At 61.2% G+C, this 25,236-nt stretch carries 31 protein-coding genes and 1 tRNA gene; 12 read left to right on the plus strand and 20 right to left on the minus strand.

Annotated features, from left to right (window positions below):
• Positions 1-69 precede the first annotated feature (69 nt).
• The 3 genes from J3D60_RS09155 to J3D60_RS09165 all read left to right on the plus strand — a co-directional run bounded on the left by J3D60_RS09155 (position 70) and on the right by J3D60_RS09165 (position 1,430).
• Positions 70-228 (plus strand): hypothetical protein, encoded by a 159-nt coding sequence (locus J3D60_RS09155; protein WP_253491048.1) that lies wholly within the window; start codon positions 70-72, stop codon positions 226-228.
• A 4-nt stretch (positions 229-232) separates the two neighbouring features.
• Positions 233-859 (plus strand): helix-turn-helix domain-containing protein, encoded by a 627-nt coding sequence (locus tag J3D60_RS09160; RefSeq protein ID WP_065941794.1) that lies wholly within the window; start codon positions 233-235, stop codon positions 857-859.
• Positions 860-923: 64 nt separating this feature from the next.
• Positions 924-1,430: a hypothetical protein gene (locus J3D60_RS09165; protein ID WP_065941793.1), complete on the plus strand. Its 507-nt coding sequence runs from the start codon at positions 924-926 to the stop codon at positions 1,428-1,430.
• Between the two features lie 253 nt (positions 1,431-1,683).
• Here J3D60_RS09165 and J3D60_RS09170 read toward each other — a convergent pair whose 3' ends face one another.
• The 8 genes from J3D60_RS09170 to J3D60_RS09205 all read right to left on the minus strand — a co-directional run bounded on the left by J3D60_RS09170 (position 1,684) and on the right by J3D60_RS09205 (position 7,164).
• A complete protein-coding gene (locus J3D60_RS09170) occupies positions 1,684-1,953 on the minus strand; it encodes a hypothetical protein (RefSeq protein ID WP_065941792.1) in 270 nt (89 codons plus the stop codon).
• Between the two features lie 166 nt (positions 1,954-2,119).
• The gene (locus tag J3D60_RS09175; RefSeq protein WP_253493982.1) at positions 2,120-2,596 is read right to left on the minus strand and encodes a GAF domain-containing protein; all 477 of its coding nucleotides are present in this window, start codon (positions 2,594-2,596) and stop codon (positions 2,120-2,122) included.
• A gap of 79 nt (positions 2,597-2,675) precedes the next feature.
• The gene (locus tag J3D60_RS09180; protein ID WP_065941790.1) at positions 2,676-3,425 is read right to left on the minus strand and encodes a hypothetical protein; all 750 of its coding nucleotides are present in this window, start codon (positions 3,423-3,425) and stop codon (positions 2,676-2,678) included.
• A 501-nt stretch (positions 3,426-3,926) separates the two neighbouring features.
• The gene (locus J3D60_RS09185; RefSeq protein WP_253491050.1) at positions 3,927-4,559 is read right to left on the minus strand and encodes a hypothetical protein; all 633 of its coding nucleotides are present in this window, start codon (positions 4,557-4,559) and stop codon (positions 3,927-3,929) included.
• Between the two features lie 101 nt (positions 4,560-4,660).
• Positions 4,661-4,945, minus strand: coding sequence for a hypothetical protein (locus J3D60_RS09190; protein ID WP_027607310.1), 285 nt, complete (start codon positions 4,943-4,945; stop codon positions 4,661-4,663).
• A gap of 30 nt (positions 4,946-4,975) precedes the next feature.
• The gene (locus tag J3D60_RS09195) at positions 4,976-5,872 is read right to left on the minus strand and encodes a hypothetical protein (protein ID WP_253491051.1); all 897 of its coding nucleotides are present in this window, start codon (positions 5,870-5,872) and stop codon (positions 4,976-4,978) included.
• 341 nt (positions 5,873-6,213) lie between these two features.
• Entirely contained in the window at positions 6,214-6,777 is a 564-nt protein-coding gene (locus tag J3D60_RS09200) for a hypothetical protein (RefSeq protein WP_253491053.1), read from the minus strand.
• Positions 6,778-7,073: 296 nt separating this feature from the next.
• A tRNA-Ser gene (locus tag J3D60_RS09205) sits at positions 7,074-7,164 on the minus strand.
• A gap of 152 nt (positions 7,165-7,316) precedes the next feature.
• Between J3D60_RS09205 and J3D60_RS09210 the strand changes: the two genes are divergently transcribed.
• The gene (locus tag J3D60_RS09210; RefSeq protein WP_027607314.1) at positions 7,317-7,988 is read left to right on the plus strand and encodes a Bax inhibitor-1/YccA family protein; all 672 of its coding nucleotides are present in this window, start codon (positions 7,317-7,319) and stop codon (positions 7,986-7,988) included.
• Positions 7,989-8,051: 63 nt separating this feature from the next.
• Here the strand turns inward: J3D60_RS09210 and murB are convergent, their stop codons facing one another.
• The 8 genes from murB to J3D60_RS09250 form a co-directional block, all read right to left on the minus strand.
• On the minus strand, positions 8,052-9,071 hold the full coding sequence (gene murB, locus J3D60_RS09215) for a UDP-N-acetylmuramate dehydrogenase (RefSeq protein ID WP_065940043.1): 1,020 nt from the start codon (positions 9,069-9,071) through the stop codon (positions 8,052-8,054).
• Positions 9,068-9,532, minus strand: coding sequence for a low molecular weight protein-tyrosine-phosphatase (locus J3D60_RS09220; protein WP_065940044.1), 465 nt, complete (start codon positions 9,530-9,532; stop codon positions 9,068-9,070). Before J3D60_RS09220 ends, murB begins: the two co-directional genes overlap by 4 nt.
• On the minus strand, positions 9,532-10,296 hold the full coding sequence (gene kdsB, locus J3D60_RS09225; RefSeq protein WP_253491055.1) for a 3-deoxy-manno-octulosonate cytidylyltransferase: 765 nt from the start codon (positions 10,294-10,296) through the stop codon (positions 9,532-9,534). Before kdsB ends, J3D60_RS09220 begins: the two co-directional genes overlap by 1 nt.
• The gene (locus J3D60_RS09230) at positions 10,293-10,478 is read right to left on the minus strand and encodes a Trm112 family protein (protein ID WP_003174668.1); all 186 of its coding nucleotides are present in this window, start codon (positions 10,476-10,478) and stop codon (positions 10,293-10,295) included. Before J3D60_RS09230 ends, kdsB begins: the two co-directional genes overlap by 4 nt.
• A gap of 23 nt (positions 10,479-10,501) precedes the next feature.
• Positions 10,502-11,512: a tetraacyldisaccharide 4'-kinase gene (gene lpxK, locus J3D60_RS09235; RefSeq protein WP_253491058.1), complete on the minus strand. Its 1,011-nt coding sequence runs from the start codon at positions 11,510-11,512 to the stop codon at positions 10,502-10,504.
• Entirely contained in the window at positions 11,512-11,940 is a 429-nt protein-coding gene (locus tag J3D60_RS09240) for a biopolymer transporter ExbD (protein ID WP_027607319.1), read from the minus strand. Before J3D60_RS09240 ends, lpxK begins: the two co-directional genes overlap by 1 nt.
• A complete protein-coding gene (locus J3D60_RS09245) occupies positions 11,937-12,572 on the minus strand; it encodes a MotA/TolQ/ExbB proton channel family protein (protein WP_065940046.1) in 636 nt (211 codons plus the stop codon). Before J3D60_RS09245 ends, J3D60_RS09240 begins: the two co-directional genes overlap by 4 nt.
• A gap of 109 nt (positions 12,573-12,681) precedes the next feature.
• Positions 12,682-14,907 carry a ComEC/Rec2 family competence protein gene (locus J3D60_RS09250; protein ID WP_253491061.1) on the minus strand — a complete coding sequence of 742 codons (2,226 nt, stop codon included), beginning with the start codon at positions 14,905-14,907 and terminating at the stop codon, positions 12,682-12,684.
• 135 nt (positions 14,908-15,042) lie between these two features.
• Between J3D60_RS09250 and J3D60_RS09255 the strand changes: the two genes are divergently transcribed.
• Positions 15,043-15,558, plus strand: a complete 516-nt coding sequence (locus tag J3D60_RS09255; protein ID WP_065940048.1) for a DUF2062 domain-containing protein — start codon at positions 15,043-15,045, stop codon at positions 15,556-15,558.
• Positions 15,559-15,561: 3 nt separating this feature from the next.
• Here J3D60_RS09255 and J3D60_RS09260 read toward each other — a convergent pair whose 3' ends face one another.
• Both J3D60_RS09260 and J3D60_RS09265 read right to left on the minus strand, forming a co-directional pair.
• Positions 15,562-16,929 (minus strand): sensor histidine kinase, encoded by a 1,368-nt coding sequence (locus tag J3D60_RS09260; protein ID WP_065940049.1) that lies wholly within the window; start codon positions 16,927-16,929, stop codon positions 15,562-15,564.
• On the minus strand, positions 16,919-17,647 hold the full coding sequence (locus J3D60_RS09265) for a response regulator transcription factor (RefSeq protein ID WP_065940050.1): 729 nt from the start codon (positions 17,645-17,647) through the stop codon (positions 16,919-16,921). The genes J3D60_RS09260 and J3D60_RS09265 overlap by 11 nt, the downstream gene beginning before the upstream one ends.
• Before the next feature lie 205 nt (positions 17,648-17,852).
• Between J3D60_RS09265 and J3D60_RS09270 the strand changes: the two genes are divergently transcribed.
• The 4 genes from J3D60_RS09270 to J3D60_RS09285 all read left to right on the plus strand — a co-directional run bounded on the left by J3D60_RS09270 (position 17,853) and on the right by J3D60_RS09285 (position 22,532).
• Positions 17,853-20,606 (plus strand): response regulator, encoded by a 2,754-nt coding sequence (locus tag J3D60_RS09270; protein WP_065940051.1) that lies wholly within the window; start codon positions 17,853-17,855, stop codon positions 20,604-20,606.
• 23 nt (positions 20,607-20,629) lie between these two features.
• Positions 20,630-21,619 (plus strand): 2-hydroxyacid dehydrogenase, encoded by a 990-nt coding sequence (locus tag J3D60_RS09275; protein WP_065940052.1) that lies wholly within the window; start codon positions 20,630-20,632, stop codon positions 21,617-21,619.
• 71 nt (positions 21,620-21,690) lie between these two features.
• Complete coding sequence (locus J3D60_RS09280; RefSeq protein WP_253491064.1) at positions 21,691-22,131, plus strand: hypothetical protein; 441 nt, start codon at positions 21,691-21,693, stop codon at positions 22,129-22,131.
• The gene (locus J3D60_RS09285) at positions 22,128-22,532 is read left to right on the plus strand and encodes an META domain-containing protein (protein ID WP_027607328.1); all 405 of its coding nucleotides are present in this window, start codon (positions 22,128-22,130) and stop codon (positions 22,530-22,532) included. Before J3D60_RS09280 ends, J3D60_RS09285 begins: the two co-directional genes overlap by 4 nt.
• Positions 22,533-22,583: 51 nt before the next feature.
• On the opposite strand, the gene J3D60_RS09290 is transcribed toward J3D60_RS09285, so the two are convergent.
• On the minus strand, positions 22,584-23,045 hold the full coding sequence (locus J3D60_RS09290) for a TlpA disulfide reductase family protein (protein WP_032889653.1): 462 nt from the start codon (positions 23,043-23,045) through the stop codon (positions 22,584-22,586).
• Positions 23,046-23,160: 115 nt separating this feature from the next.
• On the opposite strand from J3D60_RS09290, the gene arsC reads away from it, so the two are divergent.
• From arsC to J3D60_RS09305, 3 genes are read left to right on the plus strand one after another with little or no spacing between them, the layout of a single operon-like run.
• Positions 23,161-23,514, plus strand: coding sequence for an arsenate reductase (glutaredoxin) (arsC, locus tag J3D60_RS09295; protein WP_065940055.1), 354 nt, complete (start codon positions 23,161-23,163; stop codon positions 23,512-23,514).
• Positions 23,511-24,125: an NAD(P)H:quinone oxidoreductase gene (gene wrbA / locus J3D60_RS09300; protein ID WP_027606360.1), complete on the plus strand. Its 615-nt coding sequence runs from the start codon at positions 23,511-23,513 to the stop codon at positions 24,123-24,125. The genes arsC and wrbA overlap by 4 nt, the downstream gene beginning before the upstream one ends.
• On the plus strand, positions 24,109-24,516 hold the full coding sequence (locus J3D60_RS09305) for a DUF2069 domain-containing protein (RefSeq protein ID WP_253491066.1): 408 nt from the start codon (positions 24,109-24,111) through the stop codon (positions 24,514-24,516). The genes wrbA and J3D60_RS09305 overlap by 17 nt, the downstream gene beginning before the upstream one ends.
• Before the next feature lie 7 nt (positions 24,517-24,523).
• On the opposite strand, the gene J3D60_RS09310 is transcribed toward J3D60_RS09305, so the two are convergent.
• Positions 24,524-25,195: a DNA-3-methyladenine glycosylase I gene (locus J3D60_RS09310; protein ID WP_053128532.1), complete on the minus strand. Its 672-nt coding sequence runs from the start codon at positions 25,193-25,195 to the stop codon at positions 24,524-24,526.
• Between the last annotated feature and the right edge of the window lie 41 nt (positions 25,196-25,236).

Consider the following 25,236-nt stretch of genomic DNA (forward strand, 5'->3'; position numbering starts at 1 on the left):
TCAGTATTTAAAGAAATAACCAGTACGCATTACTGTGGAGCCATCGAGTCACTTACGAGATCGCCTCCCATGCCTGCATCCGCCACCGTCATCGACTTTACCCTCCACCGCAAACGCCGCCAGGCACGTGCAGCGGCCGAGTTGATGTGGGCGATGTACGCGGCGTGCGCAGGGTTGGCGGTGTTTACCACCCACGCCGTAACGCCCAGCGATACACGCCGGGCGTAGGCCAATGAATTTCCTGCATGTGATTCCCGAACCGCCCGAACCGCTGCCCAAGCCCAGCACCGATGACGATGTGATCAGCTTGTGCGTGGCGCATAACCTGCAACGCCTGCGCAGCAAACGGCACTTGTCACTGGACGCACTTGCACGCGCCTGCGGCGTGAGCCGGGCAATGCTGGCGCAGATCGAATCCGGGCGCAGCGTGCCGTCGATCAAGGTGTTGTGCAAAATTGCCAAGGGCCTGAAGGTGTCGGTGGCGGCGTTCCTGGAAGATCGCGCGTTCGAAGGGGTGGAAGTGTTGCCGGCGCAGCAGAGCAAGCGCCTGGTGAGTGCCGATGGCGCGTTTATCAGCCGCGCATTGTTTCCCTACGATACGGCACGCCAGTCCGAGTTCTACGAGATTCGCCTGCGTGCGCTTGGGGAGGAAGTGTCCAAAGGCCACGGCCCGGGCATCCAGGAAAACCTGGTGGTGGCCCAAGGCGTACTGGAAGTCAGCGTCAATGACGAGCGCTACCTGCTGTCCACCGGCGATTCAATTCTGTTCTACGCCGACCAGCCCCACCGCTACCGCAACCCGGCGGACAGCGAAGCCGTGGCGTTCCTGGTGATCACCTACCCCGAGCGGCTGGATTAATCCCGGCAAAAAAAACGCCCCGACTTATCGGGGCGTTTTTTCATCGCGCGGGACCTGTCAGCAGGTGCAGCACATCATCGGCATGCCGTTGCAGCTCATCATCATGGGCATGGCGCAGTCGTTCATCATTTTGTTCATGAGCATGCAGCAGTTGTTCATCATGTCCATGCTCATGCCCGGCATCGGCATCATTTTGCACATCATGCCGTCAGCCATCATGGTGCATTCCATGACGCACTTCATCATCGGCATGGGCATGCCCATCATCGGCATCATGTTCATGCCGGTCATCATGGCCATGGCGTCGGCCGACATGCACATCATCGACAGGTTGGCGCACTGCATCATCATCGGCATGCCGCAGTTCATCATCATCGCCATCATTTCGGCATTGGTCTTGAACTGGGCCATGTCCATGCCGGCTGCCGGCTTCATGGTGCACATCATGGCGTCAGCGGCCATTTCGCATTTCATGGTGGCCATCATCATCGGCATGCCCATCATCGGCATCATTGGCATGGAGGTGTTCATCGGCATCTGCATTGCATTCATCATGTTCGAAACTCCGTAATCGACAGGAAATGGCTAGGTTCTGGTGCCGATTCTAGAGAGGCCGGAGGGCTGCACAAGACGCCGGCAGAGCAGCAGGAATGGATGTTCCCAGGGACGCTTTGTCGAACAAGACAGCTGCATCGGGTGCGATGACAATGAATCGGACGCTATTGCGTTACTTGCGTCCGTTACCTGGCGTGAATGGGCGTCATGGATATTCGATTGAGGAATCTCGTCCAACCTTAAGGAAATAAACGATCTAACGGATGACCCTAGCCGTCGGGCTTCTCCAGCGACTGCATCAATTCATCGGCCTCCGACCCCGGTGGCAACCTGAACCCATGCATTTCATCAGCGGCAAGAATTTCATCCAGGGCGGCGAGCAACTGCGCTTCTGTCGGCGAGTCCCGCAGCAGTTTATGCGCGGGGAGCAACAACTCGGAGGGAACGCCCTGAACGCTGGCAGCGTCGATCACAGCGAAGAGGATAAAGCGCAGGCGTATTTCGCGGTCCGTCGGCCAAGCCGTTTTTCGCTTACCCAAGGTAGGGCCTCGTTTTTTCAGAAAAATCCGAGGCTATTGTGCACAGACAGGTGTTTCAAGCATCGGGATGCAAGATAGGCAAATTCCTACAGCAGAAAGAGAAACAGCACTCCCCAAGGCCACACTCAACGCTTAAAAGGCTTGCCGCCGGTAAAATAAGCTCGGCTCATGCCCGGCTGCGTTGCAACTCCAAGGTGGTGCCGATAAGCCGCGTAAATATACTCAGGATTTCGAACATCTGTGGGTTCTCAAGCTGCTTGGGCAACACATCCAGGGCGCACAAAGTGCCGAAGACGGTGCCATCCGAAAACACAATGGGCAACGAGATATAACTCTCAAACCCATGGGCCTTGGGCAACGGATGTTCCCAGAACACCGGATCCTTGCTGGCGTGCTCGATGATGATCGACTTGCGATTGGCGCGTGCCTGGTTGCACAGGGTGGCTTCGACCCGCAACTCGTCGCCCACCTCCAGCCCGAAATGCAACTCATCGTGCACGGCACAGGCCACCCAGTAACTCTCGGTCATCTTGGAAATGGCGGAAAACCGCATTCCAGTCAAACGCGTGGTGAGTCGCAAAATGTTGGACGTGGTTTCAATCTCCGTAATGGCGTCCAACTCTTCAACCGTTAGATGTTTGATAACACTCTCCTCAAGTCACAGGCGTCATCATTGCATCGGCCATCGGTGGTACGGCTTAACTCACTGCCGACGAAATGCATTACTGCACGGGCAGGAAATTCATCAGCAACAGGCTTTGTGCATAGTTAAGGCCAATACGGCGGTAGCGTTCGTCGAGCATCTGGGTCAACAGGTCAAGGCGCGCAACAATCTTGCCGAACTCGACGGCGAAACTCAGGTTGCTGCCCTCCTCCGAGATCTCGTTGGAAAACAGGAGCAGGACGCCATTTGCATCCTGGCGCTTGCTGAGCAACCAGGTGGCCTTCTCGATATTGCGCGCGGCGTTGCTGACGAACTGCGGGTTGATCGAGTCGGTAATGTAGAACTCGGTACGCCCACCGTGGGCGGTCACGATCATGCTGCCGATGGCATAGATAAACGCCCCGACCCGATCACCCTGAAACTCGGGGCTCAACGAGTAACTCAGTGCCGCCAGGTCGCGACGCTCCCCGAGTGCGGGCAATGAGCGGCGCTGCTCAATGGCCAGGCGGATCTCCCGCGCAGCGCTCACCGCATCCGGATAACCCGACTGGCGCCACTGGTTGGGGTTGCGCAGATAGAGCTTGTTCATGAGCAAATACAGGCTTTGCAAGTTGTCGCGCATGCCCAGGGTTGCCATGCGATCGACACTGGTCTGGAAGAATTCATCGGGTTTGCCGTTACTGAACTGCTTGGCGATGTCCCGCCCCTGCTGCTGGGTACAGCCACTGGCGCAGAGCATTAACACCACTGCCAGCCACAGTGGCCGACGCACTCGTCGAGTCTTGAATAAAAGTAACGTGCGAGCCATCGGCACCCGATCTGGTTCTTTTGCCCGCGCGGGAAATCGGCGGGGCTGGGACAAAGATAGATTGGAGAAATGAAAAAAAGTGCGATGGGCAGGGCAGATAGTTGTAAGCAGAGCATGCCGGGCGCTGAATCGGCCCAATCGTGAAAGATTCGTTTCAGGGCCTATACTCAATGGAACAGTTGCGAGTGTTGTTGGCGATCCAGGGAGGATCTACATCGCGTACGGCACTTCTCCCCCGCAGCTGTACAGGAGGGTCGCACAGATGAAACATCCCATTCGAGCTCAGATTTTTGTCCAGGTGATTTGCCTGCTTTCGGTGGCTCAGCTTTTCTGCTGAGCCATGGGTCACTGCCTTTAAAATCAGCTGCGCGTGTGGCTGGGGCAGTTTTCGCCCTGTATTTGGGCCCATCAACTTAAATGCCATTGCTGCCGCAGTAGCGTTCGCGCGGGTTTCAAGCGCGGACGGCCCGACACTACGAGTCTGGTATTAACGCGAATGTTTCATTTATCCAGATTCACCAGCTCATGCATCCGCGCCCCTATCATTCCCCGCAACCATTCAGCGTGGAACGCCATTTCGTCCAGAGAGATACCCTCACCCAACCGATATTCGAAAACCTTGTCCTTGGGCCCCTGACCCACGAGATGGAAATGCCCATAGCGATCAAACCGGGCGAGGACGTAGGGGCAGACGTAAATGATGTTGCTGAATGGCACCCGCACTTCGTAGGGCCCGCGGCCACGACGGATAACCGTGAGGCTGAGCAGTTGCTGGTTTTCATCGAACGTAAAGGCCTCCACATGAGGCGTAGAGGCCATCCAGGCAAACATCGCACCGATGAGCACTGCGGTACCGAGCATGAACAGGATGAGCGTCGACGTCGTAAAACTCGATTCAGCACTGGGCGGCGCGCCCTGCAGCGCTCCGAGCCCGGCCAGGAGCAACATCACCAGCCCGTAGCCCGGCAACAGCATCAGTAGCGCAATGTAGAACCCCAGGATCCCCCGACCACTGCCGCCAACGCTCGGTAGATCCGGGCCGTAATACCAGATGGGTGGGTGCGCGACAGGGCTTCCAGTGCTTGGCGCTCCGGGAAGGGTGGCGACGCGGTGAGGTGGATCTTGACGGTTCATCCAGCAGGCTCCAGGGGTTGCAGCGTTCAATAATGGGCGAAAAGCCAGGAACCTTCGCGTTCCCCTCAAACCGTTAGTTGGACGCCCGCCTACGGGCAGCCTTACTTGAGCAGGGCAATCACCGCGCAGACAATCATGATCGCCAGCGCCGGCCACTGCATGGGCATGAAAAAGAAGTGATGGCGCACGCCATCTTCATGCACCTGCCGATTCAGGACAAAGCCCAGCACGGTGTTGATGGCCGAGCCAATCCCCACCCCCATCAACAGTTGCATCAGTGAGGTATTGCCGGGTTTGACGCTGGGGTCGGGCCACACCCCCATCAGCAACAACACCATGGCCACCGGTGTGAACAGCGTCAGCCAGCCTGCGCCGCGATAGATCATCGTTTAATCCTCATGAATGACACGATTGGCTCAAGCCGGCTCGCGTGCTTGCTCTTCAGCCGCAAACACGGCATCGAGTGTGTTGAGGAACAGGTCATGGCTCAGAATGCCGGTGGCGATGGTCGACAACACGGGTTTGCCGCTCTCGTCCTTGATCACCACCTTTTCGGTCCAGGCGTTGAGGTCGACGGTACGCAGCGACGACATCGGCACCTTGCGCCCTTGGTATTCGAGGAGATCCTGGCTCACCACAATCGGCGTCGTGGTGATTTTGAGGAAGTTGCCGCTGACGCGCTTGCCCCAGACCTGCCCGGAGCTGATGCAATTGAACCTGACCGCCCCACCCGACTCCAGCGTCGCCAGCACCCCCGGCAGACGTGCACGTACGTGCAGCTCACGGACCAACTGCTGGAAATCGTGAAAGCCCTTGAGGCTCTCGATCACTCGATGAAACGGCTCGCTGGCATTACGACGGTAGGCCACGTTGGTGATCATGCCGGTCAGCACGGTTTGCCCGGAGCCAAACAGATACAGGTCATCAATCTCGGCAAAGGCGGTGTATTCGCGCTGATCGTTGATGATGCGCTCGATGCCATGCTCATACACGTCGTAACGCGGCGCACGCAGTTTCCTGTGCCAGGCGTAAGCGGCAAATACACCCAGCCCGAGAACCGCCAGCAAAGCGCTGGTGGCGTAAATCAAGGTATGGGGGCTGCTGAAGTTGAAGGCCATGCCACGGGACGTCTGGAGGCTGACCGGCCCCTCATTGCCCGGTGGCAGGATCGTGCCCAGATACAACACAAACCCGGCGAGACCTAACAACACAACGCCAAATATCAAACTGAAAATCAGAAAACCCTTGCCGTGACGGAAACTGGCGATCAGTTCGCCGGTGGCGGAAGGCGCTTGGGAGGGGGATGACTGCATAAATCTTGCGTCCTTGTAATGGGGTAGCGCGCGCCGCGGTTTACGCGGAGCCGATTGAGCCGTGCCCCCACTGGGCAGGCTTGGCACGGCAGGTTGGAACATGGCCCATTAACATCGTTCACTGTGCATATGGGTTAATGCCAACGGGTTCACAACGTTCGCGACATTGGGGCCGGAAACACGAAAGCCCCGCTAAGGCGGGGCTTTCGTTTAAGTCCTGGCGGGAAACCACGCCTGGGACCCTCGTCATCTTTCGGACAATGCAGCTCTTGTTTCACCAGAGATGGAAGTCTTTTTCAGCGTTTCCCTAGCGGGCAAAAGACGTCCCCGGACGCGGAATATTATCGGGCTTGGCGAAGCACAAGCTCCGACAGACGGGTCTTAACTCGGAAGCAGAACTCACGAATTTGAAATTGATAAGCCGGCATAACCATGTAGTTTAAATCGGGACCCAATGAGTCTTTAATTTCCATGTATTTGGCAGTCTTGGCAGCAATGGCCTGGTATTGCGCCTCGTATTTATCGTAAGACGCTTTGTTGTAGACCTTTAAAACATCCAGTTCTTTACGGCATTGCTCAGCGCGATTTTGGTTCAAGTTTGTTTCTGATTCTGACTGAGCCGCCTCCGGAGAAGCTGCTTTCGGGGCGTCAGCACTGGCGTTCGCAGGTGCAGCCTCATATCGCACAGTCCATTTTTCTGGTGTCGAAGGTGCGACTTCAGGCGGTGCTTCCTGGACGACGGCAGGAGGTGGAGTCACATCAGGTCTTTCTGGAGTTTTCGTAGCGCATCCAGAGAGGGCAAGCCCTACCACTACAACGATGCCACACATTTTATCCATCGGTTCCACCAAGAGGTAATTACGGATGGCTGAGTCGTTAGGTTCTGGGTAAAAGTAATAACTCATTCAATGATCGAGTGTAATTTTTCTACCAGCCTCAAGGCGCTCAGCCTCTCTTCCTTGAGTGCGCAGATGAACGATAGTAGTAAAAAAACAAAAAGATGACGAGCAAAAGCTGACTGGAAAAACCACAAATTCAATGTGCCCGTTGAAGTGGTTTCAGTTCCGTGATTCCAGTCCCGGGCTGCATCGGCAATCATCAGTATTGGCTGCGCAAGTCTGCTACAGGGCACAGTAAGCAGAAGATCGCCAAACCCCAGAAACACAAAAGCCCCGCAATCGCGGGGCTTTCGTTTGAATCTTGGCGGGAAACCAGGGATTCGAACCCTGGGAACGCTATTAACGTTCGCCGGTTTTCAAGACCGGTGCATTCAACCACTCTGCCAATTTCCCTTGTGCATCACAGGATTAGGATAGCCCATCCTGTCTCAGCGGGCGCCATAATACCCGAATGAAACACACTGTCAAACTCTCGCCATCGCTTGTTACAGAGCGTCTGTTATGATCTTTGCGACTGAACGTTTCAAAACCGAAGGAGTGTCGCCATGCGCGAACAGAATTACGCAGTGAATGGTAACGCGCAGGCTGAGCAGCTTGAAGTCAGCCGCGTGTTGCGCAACACCTATGGACTGCTCGCCCTAACCCTCGCATTCAGCGGCTTAATGGCGTTCGTGGCCCAGCAGATGCACGTCGGCTACCCGAATATCTTTGTCGTTCTGATCGGTTTCTATGGCCTGTTCTTCCTGACCAACAAGCTGCGTGACTCGGCCTGGGGCCTGGTGTCGGCGTTTGCCTTGACCGGCTTCATGGGCTTTATCCTCGGCCCGATCCTCAACCGTTACCTCGGTATGGCCGGCGGTGCGGAAGTGGTCAGCTCGGCGTTTGCCATGACCGCCCTGGTGTTTGGTGGTCTGTCGGCCTACGTGCTGGTCACCCGCAAGGACATGAGCTTCCTGGGTGGTTTCATCACCGCAGGCTTCTTCGTGTTGCTGGCGGCGGTGGTGGCGGGCATGTTCTTCCAGATCAGCGGCCTGCAACTGGCGATCAGCGCGGGTTTTGTGCTGTTCTCCTCCGTGTGCATCCTGTTCCAGACCAGCGCCATCATCCACGGCGGTGAGCGCAACTACATCATGGCGACCGTCAGCCTGTATGTGTCGATCTACAACCTGTTTATCAGCCTGTTGCAGATCTTCGGCATCATGAGCCGCGACGACTGATTTACTCGCTGCATAAAAAATGCCCCGTATCGAAAGATACGGGGCATTTTTGTTTTCACGGCATTAATACTGGTTAGGTTCCATTTCCAGCTCGACCTTGAAACGCTGGGCGATATCCCGCTGGATACGTTGGGCCAGGCTGGCAATATCGTGCCCCGTGGCGCCGCCATAGTTGACCAGCACCAGCGCCTGCAGGGCATGCACGCCGGCATCGCCGTCACGAAAGCCCTTCCAGCCGGCCTTGTCGATCAGCCAGCCAGCGGCCAGTTTCATCTGCCCATCCGCCTGCGGGTAAGCCACCAGGTCCGGATACTGCGCCTGTAACTCTTCAGCCAGGGCCTTGGGTACCAGCGGGTTCTTGAAGAAGCTGCCGGCATTGCCCAGCACTGCCGGGTCGGGCAATTTTTCGCTACGGATGCTGCAAATCGCGCGACTGACATCGCTTGGTGTCGCCTCGGTGATCCCCTGCCCCGCCAGGCGCTGCTGCACTGGGCCGTAGTCGAGCTTGAGGTGGCTGGCGCGGCTCAGGGCAAAGCGTACCCGCAGGATCAGCCAGCGCCCGACTTCATGCTTGAACAAGCTGTCACGGTAGGCAAAGTTGCATTCTTCCAGGCTGAAATCGCGCAACTCGCCGGTCTGGCGATCGAGGGCGGTCAAGCCGGCAAAGACGTCCTTGATCTCCACGCCGTAGGCGCCGATGTTCTGCATGGGGGCAGCACCGACGGTGCCGGGGATCAGGCTGAGGTTTTCCAGGCCGCAGAAGCCCTGTTCCAGGGTCCACAGTACAAACGGGTGCCAGGCTTCGCCGGCTTCGGCTTCGACCACCACCTGCACGCCATCATCCTGCAGCACACGAATGCCCTGGGTGGCCATACGCAACACCAGGGCAGGAATGTCCTGGGTCAGCAGCAAGTTGCTGCCACCGCCGATCACCAGCACAGGCAACGCCTGGGTCGACGCATAGGCCAGCGCCTCGCGCACATCGGCGTCACTGCGGGCTTCGGCAAACAGTCGGGCCCGCACATCAATGCCAAAGCTGTTGAATGGCTTGAGCGACACCTGCGCCCGCACTTGCAAGGTCATAACCGTCCCTTCAATTCGATCACCAGTAAATCACACGCCTGCTCGATCAAGTCCAGGACCCGTTCGAAGCCTTGTTCGCCTTCGTAGTAGGGATCCGGCACCTCGTCCACTTCAGCCTCATAGCGCCGCAGGAACAGGTCCAGCTCCGCCTTGCCCTGGCCGGGCTGCATGGCCTTGAGGTTGCGCAGGTTGCTGTGGTCCATGGCCAGGATCAGGTCGTAGCGTGCAAAGTCGGCGCGGGAGACCTGCCGGGCCCGCTGGGCCGACAAATCGTAGCCGCGCACCAGCGCCGCACGTTGGCTGCGCTGGTCCGGCGGGTTGCCGACATGCCACTCGCCGGTGCCGGCGGACGCTACGTCGACCTGCCCCGCCAACCCGGCTTCGCGCAATTTATGGCGCAGTACGCCCTCAGCGGTGGGCGAGCGGCAGATATTGCCCAGGCAGACAAACAGAACCTCCATCAGGCCCCCAGCAGGCGACGGACGCGCTCAAGGTCTTCCTGGGTATCGACACCCGCAGGCGGTGCTTCCAGGGCGTCCCCCACGTGGATACGTACGCCGTGCCAGAGGGCTCGGAGCTGCTCCAGGGATTCGGTATTTTCCAACCAGCACGGGCCCCAACTCACGAAGTCATGCAGAAAACCGGCACGGTAGGCGTAGATGCCGATATGGCGACGGTACGGCACCCCTTCCGGCAACAGGTCAGGGTTCCTGGCGAAGGCATCACGCGCCCAGGGCAAGGTCGAACGGCTGAAGGTCAGCGCCAGGCCGTTGACATCACTGACCACCTTGACCACGTTCGGGTTGAACAGGGTGTCGATGTCTTCAATCGGCTCAGCCAGGGTCGCCATACGCGCTTCACCGTGGGCGGCCAGGTTAGCGGCCACCTGGTCGATCACGCCCGGCGGGATCAACGGCTCGTCACCTTGCACATTGACGACGATGGCATCTGGCGCCAGGCCCAACTGCGTGGCCACTTCGGCCAGGCGGTCAGTGCCGGAGTTGTGATCTTCACGGGTCAGCACCGCTTCGGCGCCGAACCCTTTGCAGGCCTCGATGATGCGCGGGTCATCAGTGGCCACCACGACACGCTCAGCGCTGCTTTTGCAGGCCTGCTCCCACACCAGCTGGATCATCGGCTTGCTGCCGATCAGTTGCAGCGGCTTGCCCGGCAGGCGTGTCGAGGCGTAGCGGGAAGGAATGACAACGGTAAAGGCGGTGGTCATTTATCCAGGCGCTCGTCGGTGGTCAGGGTGCGGGCTTCGCTTTCCAGCATCACCGGGATGCCATCACGGATCGGGTACGCCAGGCCGGCGCCCTTGCTGATCAGCTCGGTTTTATCGGCGCTGAGCTTGAGCGGGCCTTTGCAGATCGGGCAAGCGAGGATGTCGAGCAGTTTGGTGTCCATGAGTGTTTCCTGGATAGCAGCGTTTAAGGCAAAAGACGGGCGGGCAGCAGGCGCATCAGCTGCGTGTCGAACCAGGCGACGAACGCCGGCGACGGCACCGCATCCACCGCAAGGTACCACCAGTCGGGCTGGGCAAAGGCGCGGCACTTCACCGCGTCCTTCTCGGTCATGACCAGTGGCAATGACGGGGTAAAATTCAAGACCTCGGCGCTGTAGGGCGCGTGGTCGGCAAAAACATGGGGAATCGGCTGCCAGTGTAGCGTTTCGAGGGTGTTGAAGAAACGTTGCGGGTTGCCGATACCGGCAACCGCGTGTACCTGCTGCCCCTCAGGAAAGTACGCCACCGACTGGCGCTCGCCGCTGTGCAGGTTGACCAGTGAGGTGGGTTGCAGGCGAAACGCAAAGCCATCGTCGCGATCCGAGCCGGCACCGTTGTAGAGCAGTGCATCCACACTGTGCAAACGCTCAACCGGTTCGCGCAATGGCCCCGCCGGCAGACAACGGCGATTGCCCAGGCCCCGGGCGGCGTCGATCAGCACCAGTTCCAGGTCACGGGCCAGGCGGTAGTGTTGCAGGCCGTCGTCGGAGAGGATCAGGTCGAGGGTCTCGCTGGCAAGCAAGGCCTGCACCGCACGACTGCGATCAGGATCGATCATGAGGGGCACGCCGCAGCGCTGCACGATCAGCAAAGGCTCGTCGCCCGCCACAGTGGCGCTGTGGCTGGCCTCGACGCGCCAGGGCAACTGCGGCGGCTTGGCGCCATAGCCGCGACTGACCACACCCACCCGCAGGCCTCTGCGCCGGCAGTGTTCGATCAACCACAGGATCAATGGCGTCTTGCCGGTGCCGCCCACGGTGATATTACCCACCACCACCACCGGCACCGGCGATTGATAGATCTCGCCCTCTCCCGCCAGGAACCGCGCGCGCTTGCGCTGCACCACCCGGCGATACAACGATTCCAGCGGACGCAACAACGCAAGCGCCGGATGGCCCTCGTACCAGGCCTTGAGCAAACGATCGGACATGGCCATCAGGGTTGGCTCGCCGCCTCGACAGTGCTCATGCGCAGATGGCTGAAACCGAGCTTGCCGGCGGCGTCCATCGCCGTGATCACGGCCTGGTGCTGGGTCTTGCCATCGGCACTGATAGACAACGGCATCTTGGTATCGCCGCCGGACTCTTTCTCCAGGGCCGCCATGAGGCTGGCGAGGTCGTTTTTCTCCAGCACCTGGTTATTCACCGAAAACGCCCCGTCGGCGCTGATGGCGATGTCCAGTTGCTTGACTTCCTGGTCTTCGGCCGGCGAACCACTCACGGCTTCCGGCAGGTCGACACGCAGTTCGGTCTGCCGGGTGAAGGTGGTGGTGACGACAAAAAACAGCAGCAGGATAAACACCACGTCGATCAACGACGCGAGGTTGATGTCGACATTTTCCCGTTGCTTGCGGCGAAATTTCACGCTTTGCCCCCAACCAGGTCCACATCACGGTCACCCTGCACCACTTCCACCAGCTTGATGGCTTCCTGCTCCATACCAACCACCAGTTCATCGATGCGCCGCTGCAGGAAACGGTGGAAGAACACCGACGGAATACCGACCATCAGGCCCGCCGCCGTGGTAATCAGGGCCTTGGAGATGCCGCCGGCCAGTACGGCCGCGTTGGTGGTCATGCCCGAGCCCATGAACGAGCTGAAAATATCGATCATGCCCAGTACCGTACCCAGCAAGCCGAGCAACGGCGCCATGGCGGCGATGGTGCCGAGGGCGTTGATATAGCGCTCCAGTTCATGGATGACCCGGGCGGCGGCCTCTTCTATGCACTCTTTCATGATCTCGCGACCATGCTTGGAATTGGCCAGGCCGGCGGCGAGGATTTCACCCAGGGGCGAGTTGGCGCGCAGTTCCTTGAGTTTGTCCTTGTCCAGCTGCTTGTTCTTGATCCAGCCCCAGACCTGCCCCAGCAGATGCTCGGGGGTGACGCGACTGGCGCGCAGGGTCCACAAACGTTCGGCAACGATGCCGAGTGCGGCGATGGAGCTCAGGATGATGGGCAACATCATCCAGCCGCCAGATTTGACCAATTCCCACACAGTGAATGTCCCCTCGAAAAAGTGCGCCACTTTACCATATAGGTTCGGCGGCGGGGTTCGTCGGCCATGGACCCGTCTGTCCCAGGCGCCGGTCTTTGGCATGGCCGGCTCAGGGTAACGTTTCGCGCCAAAAACGGCGTTGACTACGCGCAACAGTCGGTGGCTGGAAAGCCCCTAATTGCACACGCACCGCGCCCAGCTCGGCACTGTCGTATATCTGGCTGCCCAGTCGCTGGTAGCGCTCCACCACCTGCGGGTGAGGATGGCCGAACGCATTGCCACGCCCACGGGAAATCAGCACCGACGTGGGCGCCAGCCGCTGTAGAAATGGCCACGACGACGAACTGCGGCTGCCATGGTGAGGCGACTGCAGCCAATCGGTGCGCACGGCCAGCGAAGACGCGAGAAATGCTCGTTCGGCAGCCCGATCAATATCCCCCGTGAGCAGCAGCCGCTCGCCATTGGCCTGGACCTGCAGAACACAGGACTTGGGGTTGCCATCAATCGCATCAGGCCACTGCCACAGCTCGAATGCCACACCGTCCCACTCCCACCGTTCGCCGCTGACGCAGGGCTGCGTTGCGAGAAACGCGGGCAACCCCTCGGTTTCACCGCCCACGACACGCCGGATCGGCAACCCTCGGGCAACAGCCGACGCCCCACCGGCATGATCGGCGTCGGCGTGGCTCAGCAGCATCATATCCAGCGTCCCGACGCCGAGCTTTTTCAACGCAGGCACTACCACACGGGCACCGAGGTCAACCGTCCCCGAACGCGGGCCGGCATCGTAGAGCAACGTGTGATGGCGGGTACGCAGGATCAAGGCCTGACCTTGCCCGACATCCAGCTGCACCACCTCCACCCGCCCATGAGGCACGAGCTCGCGGGGTGGAAATACGGCCAACAACAGCAGCGGCAAGCCCAGGGGCCGAAACGGCACGCCGCTGGGCAGCAGTAACAGCACCGCGCCGACCAGGCTGATCAGCCAGTAACCCAGGGGCACCTCGGCCGGTATCCAGGCAGGCATTTGCCCAGCGAGCCATGCCAAGCCCCGGAACAACCCGTCAAGCGCCCCGCCCGCCAGCCACAACACGCCCTCCCCGGCATACGGCAGCGGCAACAATGCGCTCCCCAGCAAGGCCAGGGGCAACACCACCAGGCTGATCCACGGCACGGCAACCAGGTTGGCCAGCGGCGCACTGACGCTGACGGGCAAGCCGAGCACCAGCAACACAGGAAACAGACCAACGGCAATCAAGCACTGGGGACGTGTCCATGCCTGCCAGACACTCCACGGCCCCAACCGCCCACCAAATCCCAGGACCAGCACCGCGACAGCCATGAAGGACAGCCAGAATCCGGGTTGCAGGCTGGCCAGTGGTTCCAGGATCAGCACGCCATTGAGTGCCAGCAACAACGGCCACCAAAACCCCAGATGACGAAAGCGCAGGCGCCACAACAACACCAGCCCCACCATGACGCAGGCCCGTTGCACCGGCACGCCAAACCCTGCCAGCAGGCCGTACCCCAGCGCGGCGGCAAACGCCAGGCCGCACGCCCACGGCAGCCACGGCCAGGTACGGGGCCAGCAGCCGTAGCGTGCAAGTAGCGCGACCAACCCGTAGATCAACCCCGCCAGCAAGCCAATGTGCTGGCCGGAAATCACCAGCAGGTGCACCGTGCCAGTGTCCTGCAACACCTGCCAGTCTTCGGCCGCCAGCCCGGAGCCATCCCCCAGCACCAAAGCCGCCAGGCCCGCCTCGCGGCCGTGGGCGTCCACCGCCATCAGGCGTTGGCGAACAGTGTCACGCCAGGCATGACGCGCCGGCGCCAGGCGCTCACCATCCTTCACCGAGCCGGTGGCGCCAATGCGCTGGGCCAGCAGCCAGGCCTCCTGATCGAAACCATGAAAATTGAGCAGCCCGGCAGGCCGTTTCAGCGTCACGGCCATACGCCAGCGCTCGCCACTGCGTACCGGCGGCCCGCCGTGCCAAAACACCCGGATGCGCTTGGGCAACCGGGCGTTGCGCGCCTGGCTGTCGGCCAGCTCAAAACGCACTCCCGTCTCTGTCTGCTGCGGTAACCCGGTTACACGGCCTTCCAGCCATCGCGTCTGGCCATCCAGCACCGGCCGTAGTCGATCATCCAGCGCCCACTGCGCACTGATGCAGGCCCAGCTCAAGCCCAACAGGAAAAATGCCAGTGGCGACGTACGAAAGGGCAATAGCATCAATGCCAGCACCAGCATGGCTATCAGCCATCCCGTCGGCGGCAGCGCCGGTAGAAAGCGCAAGGCAAGCAACCCCAGCGCGAGCGCGAACATCCCTGTCTTCATGAACACTCCTTTTCAAGTGATCCACTCAGTCTTAGACGAGGGCCCAGCGTGTCCTATGATGTTTTGTCACAAAGTCTGAATTTTCTGTTTATAGAATGCGGGCATACTTGCCCCTCGAACTGACCTGGACCCCCTATGCCTCGGCGCTTATTCAAACGGTACATGCCCGACCCCACCAGTATCAGGGAACACAAGTCATTACAGTTTCTTGGCACGTTGCTGCACGACCCGAACCTCTGGCACCTGAATCGGCACTCCGTGGCACGCGCCATGGCCGTAGGTTTGTTCGCGGCGTTTATCCCGATCCCGTTGCAGATGCTGCTGGCGGCAGTGCTGGCGATCACCGTGCGCGGCAATATGCCCATCGCCATCAGCCTGGTATGGCTGACCAACCCGATCACCATGCCGGTGGTGTTCATCTGCACCTACATGACCGGCGCATGGCTGATGAATGTGCCACCGCGCAGCCTGCCCGACGACCTGACCTGGGAGTGGATCAGCGGCCAGTTGAGCACCCTGTGGCAGCCCTTCCTGCTGGGTTCGGTGGTGTTGGGGCTGGTGCTGGGCGCACTGGCCTACTGCCTGACCATGGGGTATTGGCGCTGGTGGGTCGCGCACCAATGGAAAAAGCGCAGGCAGCGCCGAGGCTGAGACCTATCGCGCCGGCAACCGCAGGTGCACACGCAAGCCCTGGCCGGTATTTTCCGCCCACAGGCTGCCGTCCTGGCGTTGCACGGCATTACGCGCGATGCTCAGGCCCAGCCCGAAGCCACCATCGCCGGGCCTCGAACCGTCCAGCCGCGTAAACGGCGCAAAGATTCGCTCCAGATCCTGCTCATCGATTCCCCCGCCCTGGTCTTCCAACCAAAGGTGCCAATACTCCCCCTCGCGACATCCATCCAGGCACACGACCCCCTCCGCCGGGGAATGGCGTATGGCGTTGCGCAGGATATTCTCCAGGGCCTGGGCCAGGGCATTCAGGTTGCCCCTCACCCAACTGTCGGCGCCCAGAAGGCAGGGCAGCCGCGATGCCGGCCAACCGCTTTCAAAGCACGCGTTCTCGCGCAGCATGTCCCACAGCGCCTGCACCTGAATATCTTCTTTGGGCAGCGGCGCCCGCTCGGTATCCAGCCAGGCCAGTTGCAGGCTGTCTTCCACCAGGCGCTGCATGGCGTCGATCTCCCGACCCAGCCGCTCACGCAGGCGCGCAAGATCCTGCTCACTGTCACAGGCCACCCGCAAACGGCTCAAGGGCGTGCGCAGTTCATGGGACATGTCCCTTAACAGCTGCTGTTGCAGCATCACCGTACCCTGCAAGCGCTCGGACATATGATCAAACGCGCGCCCCAGCTCGCCCAATTCGTCCTGGCGGCTGGTGGCGTCGTGGGACATCCGCGTATTCAACTGATCGGCACGCCATGCGTTGGCCTGCTCGCGCAGTTGATTGAGGGGCATGATCAGCAACCGATAGAGGCCGACGCACAGCAACAAGGTAAAGAGGCCGGGAATCACGCCGTTGGTCACCACCCGCCAGAACAGTTGGTAGCGCCCCGGCATAAAGCGCTGCGGCAGTTCAATCACCAGCGAACCGGCGCCCGGATCCACCACAAACGGGATCTTCAACCACGGCAACCCCTTGACGTGGCGGCTGACCGGCCAGTCCAGGCCCCGAAGGAAGGTCAGGCGCTGGCTTTCCGTATCGGTCAGCGGGTAGCTGCTCAACGACTGCAAGTCATTGCCGATCACCCCGATCCACGTGCTTTCGCGCTTGCCCATTGCCTGCAGCCACGCATCAACGCCGGCATTGCCGCCCTGGTTCCAGGCCTGCTCGGCGCCGACCGCATAACCACTCAAGGTGCTCCTGGCCTCATCGGACAGGTAGGCGTTCTTTTGCTCCATGTACCGGCCCCAGGACCAACTGAGCCAGATCATCAGCAAACAGAAGGCGATCAGCAGGCAGGCAAGTTTCCAGAATAACGAGTGCCTGCCCGGCAGCCGTTTCAGCGATGCCTCAAAGCCCATCGTCGTGACCGCTCAACACATAGCCCTTGCCCCACACCGTGCGCACCTCACGCTCGGTGTAGCCGATGGCCTTGAGCTTGCGGCGGATCTGGCTGATATGCATGTCGAGGCTGCGATCATGGGGCGCATAACCCCGTTGCAACACGTGCTGGTAGAGGAAGGCTTTGCTGAGGACTTCTTCAGCGTTGCGGTGCAGGGTTTCCAGCAGGCGATATTCGCTGCGGGTCAGGCCCGCCCAGTGGCCTTGATGAAAAACATCGCACAGCTCGTCATCGAAACGCAGCGTGCGGGTATCCTCGCGCACGGGCGCAAGCGTCGGCAACGGGCGCCGATCCAGGGCCACCCGCCGCAGGATGGCTTCGATACGCACGCGCAGCTCTACCATGCTGAAGGGTTTGGGCAGGTAATCATCGGCACCCAGGCGAAAACCGCTGACGCGATCGGTTTCAGCGCCCAGGGCCGACATCAGGATCACCGGAATCGAATGGCTCCGGCGCAAATGGGTGAGGATCGACAAGCCATCCAGGCCCGGCAGCAGAATATCCATCAACACCACGTCGAATGCCTGGTCGCGCGCCATCTCCAGGCCCTGCTGACCGTTCTGGCACCAAGTGACCTGGAAGCCACAGCGCCCCAAATGCTCATGCACATAGGCACCCAGCACGGGGTCATCTTCAATTGTAAGGATACGGGGTAGGCCAACTGCCGCGGGATTCATTAGCGTCTGCAAGTCATTCTCAATCACTGATTATTCAAGATAACCCCGCCGCAGGCAATCGCCACACGGCGTCCAACGGCCCGAAGATTGCCCTCTGTCATTAATTTGCAAGATTCCAGGCCGCGCAAATGGCTACACTGCGCAGGTGGCGCGGGCCGGATGCCGGCGCGGAAGATTGATATCAGTGTGGTAGCAGGAGAGTGGCGTGCTTAAAAGAATGGGGATAAAAGGCCGCGTACTGTTGCTGACCTTATTACCGACCAGCCTGATGGCCTTGTTGTTGGGAGGGTACTTCACCTGGATGCAGCTCTCGGAGTTACAGGCCCAGTTGCTGCAACGCGGGGAAATGATCGCCGAGCAGCTGGCGCCCCTGGTGGCTCCGGCCATGGGCAGCAGGAATACCGACCTGCTGGAGCGTATCGCCACCCAATCCCTGGAACAGACGGACGTGCGCACCGTGGCGTTCCTGGCGCCGGACCGCACGCCCCTGGCCCATGCCGGCCCGACCATGCTCAACCAGCCGCCGGTGGGCAACAGCTCCCACCTGCTGCAGCGCACCGGCAACGACGCCACGCGCTACCTGCTGCCGGTGTTTGGTCGCCATCGCAACCTGGCGGGCGATTTGATCCCCGATGAAGCCGATCGCCTGCTCGGTTGGGTCGAGGTGGAGTTGTCCCACAACGGTATGTTGCTGCGCGGCTATCGCAGCCTGTTCGCCAGCCTGCTGCTGATTGCCATCGGCCTGATCTGCACCGCGGCCCTGGCCTTGCGCATCAGCCGTACGATCAACGCGCCGATTGGCCTGATCAAACAAGCGGTGGCCCAACTCAAGGACGGCAATCTGGAAACCCGCCTGCCACCCTTGGGCAGCCAGGAGCTGGATCAACTCGCATCGGGCATCAACCGCATGGCCGAAACCCTGCAAAATGCCCGGGAAGAATTGCAGCACAGCATCGACCAGGCCACCGAAGACGTGCGCCAGAACCTGGAAACCATCGAGATCCAGAACATCGAGCTGGACCTGGCGCGCAAGGAGGCCCTGGAGGCCAGCCGCATCAAGTCCGAGTTCCTGGCGAACATGAGCCATGAAATCCGCACGCCGCTCAACGGCATACTCGGTTTTACCCACCTGCTGCAAAAAAGCGAGCTGACCCCGCGCCAGCTGGACTACCTGGGCACCATCGAAAAATCCGCCGACAACCTGCTGGGCATCATCAACGAAATCCTCGATTTCTCGAAGATCGAGGCCGGCAAGCTGGTGCTCGACAGTATCCCGTTCAACCTGCGGGATTTGCTGCAAGACACCCTCACCATCCTCGCCCCCGCCGCCCATGCCAAGCAGCTGGAACTGGTCAGCCTGGTGTACCGCGACACGCCGCTGGCGCTGGTGGGCGACCCGCTGCGGCTCAAGCAGATCCTCACCAACCTGATCAGCAATGCGATCAAGTTCACCCGCGAAGGCACCATCGTGGCCCGGGCGATGATCGAGGACGAACAGGAAGACAGCGTGCAACTGCGCATAAGCGTGCAGGACACCGGCATCGGCCTGTCCAGCCAGGACGTGCGGGCGTTGTTCCAGGCGTTCAGCCAGGCCGACAATTCACTGTCGCGCCAGCCCGGCGGTACGGGGCTGGGCCTGGTGATTTCCAAGCGCCTGATCGAACAAATGGGCGGTGAAATCGGCGTCGACAGCACGCCGGGCGAAGGCTCTGAATTCTGGATCAGCCTGAACCTGCCCAAGACCCGCGACGACGTCGAAGACCTGCCCTGCGCGCCGTTGCTGGGCCATCGCGTGGCGGTGCTGGAAAACCACGACCTGGCGCGCCAGGCCCTGCAACACCAATTGGAAGACTGTGGCCTGGAAGTAACGCCGTTCAATACCCTGGAAAGCCTGACCAACGGCATCACCAGCGCTCACCAGACCGAGCAGGCTATCGACCTCGCGGTACTCGGCGTGACCGCCAACGATATCCCGCCCGAGCGCCTCAACCAGCACCTGTGGGACCTCGAACACCTGGGCTGCAAAGTGCTGGTGCTGTGCCCCACTACCGAACAGATGCTGTTCAACGAGTCGGTCCCCAACCCCAACAGCCAGTTGCAGGCCAAGCCGGCGTGTACCCGCAAGCTGCGCCGTGCGCTGTCCGACCTGATCAGCCCGCGGCCGTCACGCAGTGAACCGGGCGAGCCGTTGTCCAGCCGTGCGCCGCGTGTGTTGTGTGTCGACGACAACCCGGCAAACCTGCTGTTGGTGCAAACCCTGCTGGAAGACATGGGCGCGCAGGTCCGTGCAGTGGAAAGCGGCTACGCGGCGGTCGACGCGGTGAAACAGGACACCTTCGACCTGGTGCTGATGGACGTGCAGATGCCGGGCATGGACGGACGCCAGAGCACCGAGGCGATCCGCCAGTGGGAAAGCGAGCGCCATGGCACGCCCTTGCCGGTGGTCGCCCTCACCGCCCACGCCATGGCCAATGAAAAGCGCGCCCTGCTGCAAAGCGGTATGGACGACTACCTGACCAAACCCATCAGCGAACGGCAACTGGCCCAGGTGGTGCTGAAATGGACCGGCCTGGCCCTGCGCAACCAAGTGCCGGAGCGCGCCGTCGAAGGCCTGGGCCCCGGGGTGCAATTGCCGGTGCTGGACCACGAGGAAGGCCTGCGCCTGGCCGCCGGCAAGACCGATCTGGCGGCCGACATGCTGGCCATGCTGCTGGCCTCCCTGGAAGCCGACCGCCAGGCCATTCACGTCGCCCGCGAGGCCAAGGACAACCTGGCCCTGATCGAACGCGTCCACCGCCTGCACGGCGCCACCCGCTACTGTGGCGTGCCGCAACTGCGCGCCGCCTGCCAGCGCGCCGAAACCCTGCTCAAGCAGGACGACGCCAAGGCCATGACCGCGCTGGACGAGCTGGACATGGCCATTGCACGGCTGGCCAGTGAAGCGCGGGTCAGCGCCTGAACTCATCAAAAAGGACGCCTTTGATGCGCGTGATTCTTTTCAGCAGCCAGACCTACGACCGCGACAGTTTCCTCGGCGAACCCTTGCCGCGCGGCCTGGAACTGCAATTCCAACCCGCCCGGCTCAACCTCGACACCGTCGCCCTGGCCGAACACCACGAGGTGGTCTGCGCCTTTATCAACGATGACCTCAGCGCCCCGGTGCTGGAACACCTGGCCAAGGGCGGCACGCGGTTGATCGCGTTGCGTTCGGCCGGTTACAACCATGTGGACCTGCCTGCCGCCAAACGCCTGGGCCTGACCATCGTGCGCGTCCCGGCCTATTCGCCCCATGCGATCGCCGAACACGCGGTGGCCCTGATCCTCGCCCTCAACCGCCGCCTGCATCGCGCCTACAACCGCACCCGCGACGGCGATTTCAGCCTCCATGGCCTCACCGGCTTCGACCTGGTGGGCAAGACCGTCGGCGTGGTCGGCACCGGCCAGATCGGCGCCACGTTCGCCAGGATCATGGCGGGCTTCGGTTGCCGGCTGCTCGCCTACGACCCGTTCCCCAACCCGCAGGTCCAGGCCCTCGGCGCTGACTATGTGAGCCTGCCGGAGCTCTTGGCCCAGGCGCAGATCATCAGCCTGCACTGCCCGCTGACCGCCGACAGCAAGCACCTGATCAATGCGCACTCGCTGGCGCGGATGCAACCCGGCGCCATGCTGATCAACACCGGTCGCGGCGGCCTGGTCGACACGCCGGCGCTGATCGAAGCACTCAAGGACGGCCAGCTCGGCTATCTGGGGCTGGATGTCTACGAGGAGGAAGCCCAGCTGTTTTTCGAAGACCGCTCCGACCTGCCCTTGCAGGACGATGTGCTCGCGCGCCTGCTGACCTTCCCCAACGTGATCGTCACCGCACACCAGGCGTTCCTCACCCGCGAAGCCCTGGCGGCGATTGCCGGCACCACCTTGGCCAATATTGCGGCATGGGCCGATGGCCGGGCGCAGAACCTCGTCGAAGGATGATCAGCGGTCACATACCAGGCTCATGATCAGCAGGCACCCGTGATAGGATGCCGCGCCTATTTGGAGGATCCATGGCCGAACACGATTTCCGCTTCAGCTTGCTGAGCCCGCAACACACCCTGATCGAATGCCGTGCCTTGGTGCCGGGCCGCTACCAGGTCACCGGCAACGGTGGTTCGATCAAGCATGACGACGTGCTGATCGTCACTCTGCGCGGCAGTAAAACCTTGTCCATGCGTCTTACCGTCGAAGGTGACGCGCGCTACTCCATCCGCCCTGCCGGCCAGTGGGTCGCCATGGCCCGCGGGCCGAAGTTCGGCGAGCTGGAGATTCACACCTGGAAGGTCAACTGCGACAGCTGCGACACCGTGCTGGAATTTGAATTCGCGGTGGAAACCAAGCTGACCCAGGAGCCGCTGCAACCGGCCGCCAACGCACGCATTGCCGAGTTGGGCTGGTCCAGCGAAGGCGACAAGCACCGTTGCCCGAAATGCCAGAAGGCCGGGCAATGAAAGGCCTGCTTCTGCTCGCCGCCGTCGGCGCGGCCCTGAGTGGCTGCGCCGGTGACGCGGCCAAGCTCAAGCAGGATCACAGCTACGTGGTGGAGTGGATTGGTGAGCGGCCGTTGATGGATTACGCACACCTGACCGTCACCCTCGGCGCCGATGGGCGTGCCTACGGCAACGGCGGTTGCAACCACTGGTTCGCGCCGTACACCCTTGAGGGCGACAAACTCAGCTTCGGCAAGCTCGGCAGCACCCGCAAGCTCTGCGCCGAGGCCCTGATGGAGCAGGAACAGCGCTTCTTCCAGGCGCTGCAAGGCGTACAGCGCTGGGACATCTCGCCGATCGAGCAGACCCGCTTCTGGCCGGCCGAAGGCAAGCCGATTCGCCTGTGGCTCGAAGAGGGCTGACTCCACCGATCTACAGGTTGGTGAGATCCAGATGTGGGAGGGGACAATACTCTAGCCGCGCAAGGCCTTGAGCTTGGCCAACACCCCTTCCGCCGTCTGCTCACCCATCAACTGCTCGCGCACCTTGCCCTTGTCATCGATGATATAGGTCACCGGCAACGCTTCGCTGCGCGGAATCTCGAAGATCCCATCCGGGTTCTGTGCCAGCACGGTGAACTTGATCCCCAGCTTGTCGCTGGCTTCCTTCAACTCTGCACCCTGCACATTGTCGAAGTTGACCCCGAACACCCCCACGCCCTGCCCCTTCAACTGCTCCGCCAGAGCGTTGAGCTCAGGGATTTCCGTACGGCACGGGCCACACCATTCCGCCCAGTAGTTGACCACCAGCCACTGTTTATCCAGGCGCTCGGCCGCAACCTTCTGGCCGTATTGGTCAACGCCGTAGTCATTGCCGCAGCCGCTGAGCAGCAGGGTTGTGATGATCGCCAATGCACCGATCAGTCGCCTTGTCATGGGGTATTCCTTCGCAAAAATGAACGTTGGCTGCGACCTATCGCCTCTTACGGTTTAAGGACAGGACGCCGCGCAGGTAGAATACCCGCCACCTTACGCAAGATGCGACCCGCACATGACCGATCTGACGCTTTATCACAACCCGCGCTGCTCGAAATCCCGCGGTGCGCTCGAACTGCTGGAAGCCCGAGGCCTCGCCCCCACCGTGGTGCGTTACCTGGAAAACCCGCTGAATGCCGCGCAATTGAAGACACTGCTGGCCAAGCTGGGCATCAGCGCCCGCCAACTGCTGCGCACCGGCGAAGACGAATACAAGGCCCTCAACCTGGCCGACGCCAGCCTCAGCGAAGCGCAGTTGATCGCCGCGATCGCCGAACATCCCAAGCTGATGGAACGCCCGATCCTGGAAACCGCCGATAAAGCCATCATTGGCCGTCCGCCAGAGAACGTGCTGGAGATCCTGCCGTGACTGCGCCGTATGTGCTGGTGTTGTATTACAGCCGCAATGGATCGGTGAGCGAAATGGCTCGGCAGATTGCCCGGGGCATCGAGCAAGGCGGCATGGAAGCGCGGCTGCGCACCGTACCGGCGATCTCCACCGAATGCGAAGCCGTGGCGCCGAGCATCCCGGACGAAGGCGCGCTGTACGCCAGCCTCGATGACTTGAAAAACTGCTCGGGCCTGGCCCTGGGCAGCCCGACGCGCTTCGGCAACATGGCCGCGCCGCTCAAGTACTTCCTCGATGGCACCAGCAACCTGTGGCTCACCGGGGCGCTGGTCGGCAAGCCGGCCGGGGTGTTCACCTCCACCGCCAGCCTGCATGGCGGCCAGGAAACCACGCTGATGTCGATGCTGTTGCCGCTGCTGCACCACGGCATGCTGATCACTGGCCTGCCCTACAGCGAACAGGCGCTGCTCGACACCCAGGGCGGCGGCACGCCGTATGGCGCCAGCCACCATGCCGGGCCGGATGGCAAGCGCCTGCTCGACCCGCATGAAATCACCCTGTGCCGGGCCCTGGGCCTGCGCCTGGCCAAGACCGCCACGCTGCTGGAGAACGGCCGTGGCCAGGAAGCCTAAGGTTCTACCGCCGCAAGCGTGGCTGGAGCCACGGGTCAAGGCGGCACGCGCGTTAAGCCTGCTGGCGTTTTTCGCCCTGGTGGGTTTGTTGTGCGGGTACTACCTGTTCATCGCCGACCTGCACGGGGCACGCCCGTGGGTGATCCTGCTGATCGAACTGGTGCCGCTGCTGGTGCTGGCGCCGGGGATGATCATCGGCAGCGCGCGCGGGTATTCGTGGATGTGCTTTGCGGTGAACCTGTATTTCATCAAGGGCGCGCTGGCGGCGTATGACCCGAACCGGCAGTGGTTCGGGGTACTGGAGATGCTGGCCAGCCTGGCGGTGTTTTGCACGGCGCTGCTGTATGTGCGCTGGCGGCACCAGTTGAACCGCCGGTTGGCCACACCCTAGAACCCGGTCAGTGATTCACCGTATAGGCCAGCATCATCGACAGCTGGCACATCGGCCGCCCACTCTCGGCATGCCACTGGTTGAACGCAGCCTGCACCGTGGCCAGGTCGCGCAGGCTGGTGGGTGCCTTGTCGACAATCTTCTGCGCATTCAATGCCGCGACCACGTCATAGCTCGGCACAAAAGTATCCTTGCCCACCATCCGCAAAAAGCGCGGGGCCGACAGCCCGCCCAACTGATGACCGTGCTTGCTCAGGTATTTCCATAACCCGACGATATCGGTCACCGGCCAGTCGGCGATAAATGCGCCGAAGCTGCCTTTTTCCTGCTCGATGTCCAGGATCATCTGCGCATTGCGCGGCACACTCTTGAGCTTGCCCAGGTGACGGATGATGCGCGTGTCCTGCATCAGCCGCTCCAGGTGTTCGGCACCCATCAGCACGACTTTTTCCGGGTCGAAGCCGAAGAACACCTGCTCGAAGGCCGGCCACTTGGCATCCACCACGCTGTGTTTCAAGCCGGCGCGAAACACGCGCAGCGCCAAGGTCGACAGGTAGCGATCATCACTGATCTTGCGTAACTGCGCCGGGGTCTTGGGCACCGGCAGGTGGGCGTCCAGCTCGGCCGCTGAACCGAAGCGGTTCAGACAATATTCGTGCAGCCACTTGTAATCGCGCATGCCCTCTCCTGCTGTTGAATGCTGGCAATGGAATTGAAAAC

This window comes from Pseudomonas sp. S3E17 (assembly GCF_024168685.1).
Lineage (GTDB): Bacteria > Pseudomonadota > Gammaproteobacteria > Pseudomonadales > Pseudomonadaceae > Aquipseudomonas > Aquipseudomonas marginalis.

What these genes read in the sequence shown, in the direction of transcription:
- lpxK (WP_253491058.1), bottom strand. Translation starts at nt 11,512, where the DNA reads ATGGCCATGTCCGATCGTTTGCTCAAGGCCTGGTACGAGGGCCATCCG.
- J3D60_RS09265 (WP_065940050.1), bottom strand. Translation starts at nt 17,647, where the DNA reads ATGAATCCCGCGGCAGTTGGCCTACCCCGTATCCTTACAATTGAAGAT.
- J3D60_RS09195 (WP_253491051.1), bottom strand. Translation starts at nt 5,872, where the DNA reads ATGCAGTCATCCCCCTCCCAAGCGCCTTCCGCCACCGGCGAACTGATC.
- J3D60_RS09250 (WP_253491061.1), bottom strand. Translation starts at nt 14,907, where the DNA reads ATGAAGACAGGGATGTTCGCGCTCGCGCTGGGGTTGCTTGCCTTGCGC.
- J3D60_RS09260 (WP_065940049.1), bottom strand. Translation starts at nt 16,929, where the DNA reads ATGGGCTTTGAGGCATCGCTGAAACGGCTGCCGGGCAGGCACTCGTTA.
- arsC (WP_065940055.1), top strand. Translation starts at nt 23,161, where the DNA reads ATGACCGATCTGACGCTTTATCACAACCCGCGCTGCTCGAAATCCCGC.
- J3D60_RS09280 (WP_253491064.1), top strand. Translation starts at nt 21,691, where the DNA reads ATGGCCGAACACGATTTCCGCTTCAGCTTGCTGAGCCCGCAACACACC.
- J3D60_RS09255 (WP_065940048.1), top strand. Translation starts at nt 15,043, where the DNA reads ATGCCTCGGCGCTTATTCAAACGGTACATGCCCGACCCCACCAGTATC.
- J3D60_RS09200 (WP_253491053.1), bottom strand. Translation starts at nt 6,777, where the DNA reads ATGAGTTATTACTTTTACCCAGAACCTAACGACTCAGCCATCCGTAAT.
- J3D60_RS09220 (WP_065940044.1), bottom strand. Translation starts at nt 9,532, where the DNA reads ATGGAGGTTCTGTTTGTCTGCCTGGGCAATATCTGCCGCTCGCCCACC.
- kdsB (WP_253491055.1), bottom strand. Translation starts at nt 10,296, where the DNA reads ATGACCACCGCCTTTACCGTTGTCATTCCTTCCCGCTACGCCTCGACA.
- J3D60_RS09210 (WP_027607314.1), top strand. Translation starts at nt 7,317, where the DNA reads ATGCGCGAACAGAATTACGCAGTGAATGGTAACGCGCAGGCTGAGCAG.
- J3D60_RS09185 (WP_253491050.1), bottom strand. Translation starts at nt 4,559, where the DNA reads ATGAACCGTCAAGATCCACCTCACCGCGTCGCCACCCTTCCCGGAGCG.
- murB (WP_065940043.1), bottom strand. Translation starts at nt 9,071, where the DNA reads ATGACCTTGCAAGTGCGGGCGCAGGTGTCGCTCAAGCCATTCAACAGC.
- J3D60_RS09160 (WP_065941794.1), top strand. Translation starts at nt 233, where the DNA reads ATGAATTTCCTGCATGTGATTCCCGAACCGCCCGAACCGCTGCCCAAG.
- J3D60_RS09275 (WP_065940052.1), top strand. Translation starts at nt 20,630, where the DNA reads ATGCGCGTGATTCTTTTCAGCAGCCAGACCTACGACCGCGACAGTTTC.
- J3D60_RS09190 (WP_027607310.1), bottom strand. Translation starts at nt 4,945, where the DNA reads ATGATCTATCGCGGCGCAGGCTGGCTGACGCTGTTCACACCGGTGGCC.
- J3D60_RS09285 (WP_027607328.1), top strand. Translation starts at nt 22,128, where the DNA reads ATGAAAGGCCTGCTTCTGCTCGCCGCCGTCGGCGCGGCCCTGAGTGGC.
- J3D60_RS09290 (WP_032889653.1), bottom strand. Translation starts at nt 23,045, where the DNA reads ATGACAAGGCGACTGATCGGTGCATTGGCGATCATCACAACCCTGCTG.
- J3D60_RS09180 (WP_065941790.1), bottom strand. Translation starts at nt 3,425, where the DNA reads ATGGCTCGCACGTTACTTTTATTCAAGACTCGACGAGTGCGTCGGCCA.
- J3D60_RS09310 (WP_053128532.1), bottom strand. Translation starts at nt 25,195, where the DNA reads ATGCGCGATTACAAGTGGCTGCACGAATATTGTCTGAACCGCTTCGGT.
- J3D60_RS09155 (WP_253491048.1), top strand. Translation starts at nt 70, where the DNA reads ATGCCTGCATCCGCCACCGTCATCGACTTTACCCTCCACCGCAAACGC.
- J3D60_RS09230 (WP_003174668.1), bottom strand. Translation starts at nt 10,478, where the DNA reads ATGGACACCAAACTGCTCGACATCCTCGCTTGCCCGATCTGCAAAGGC.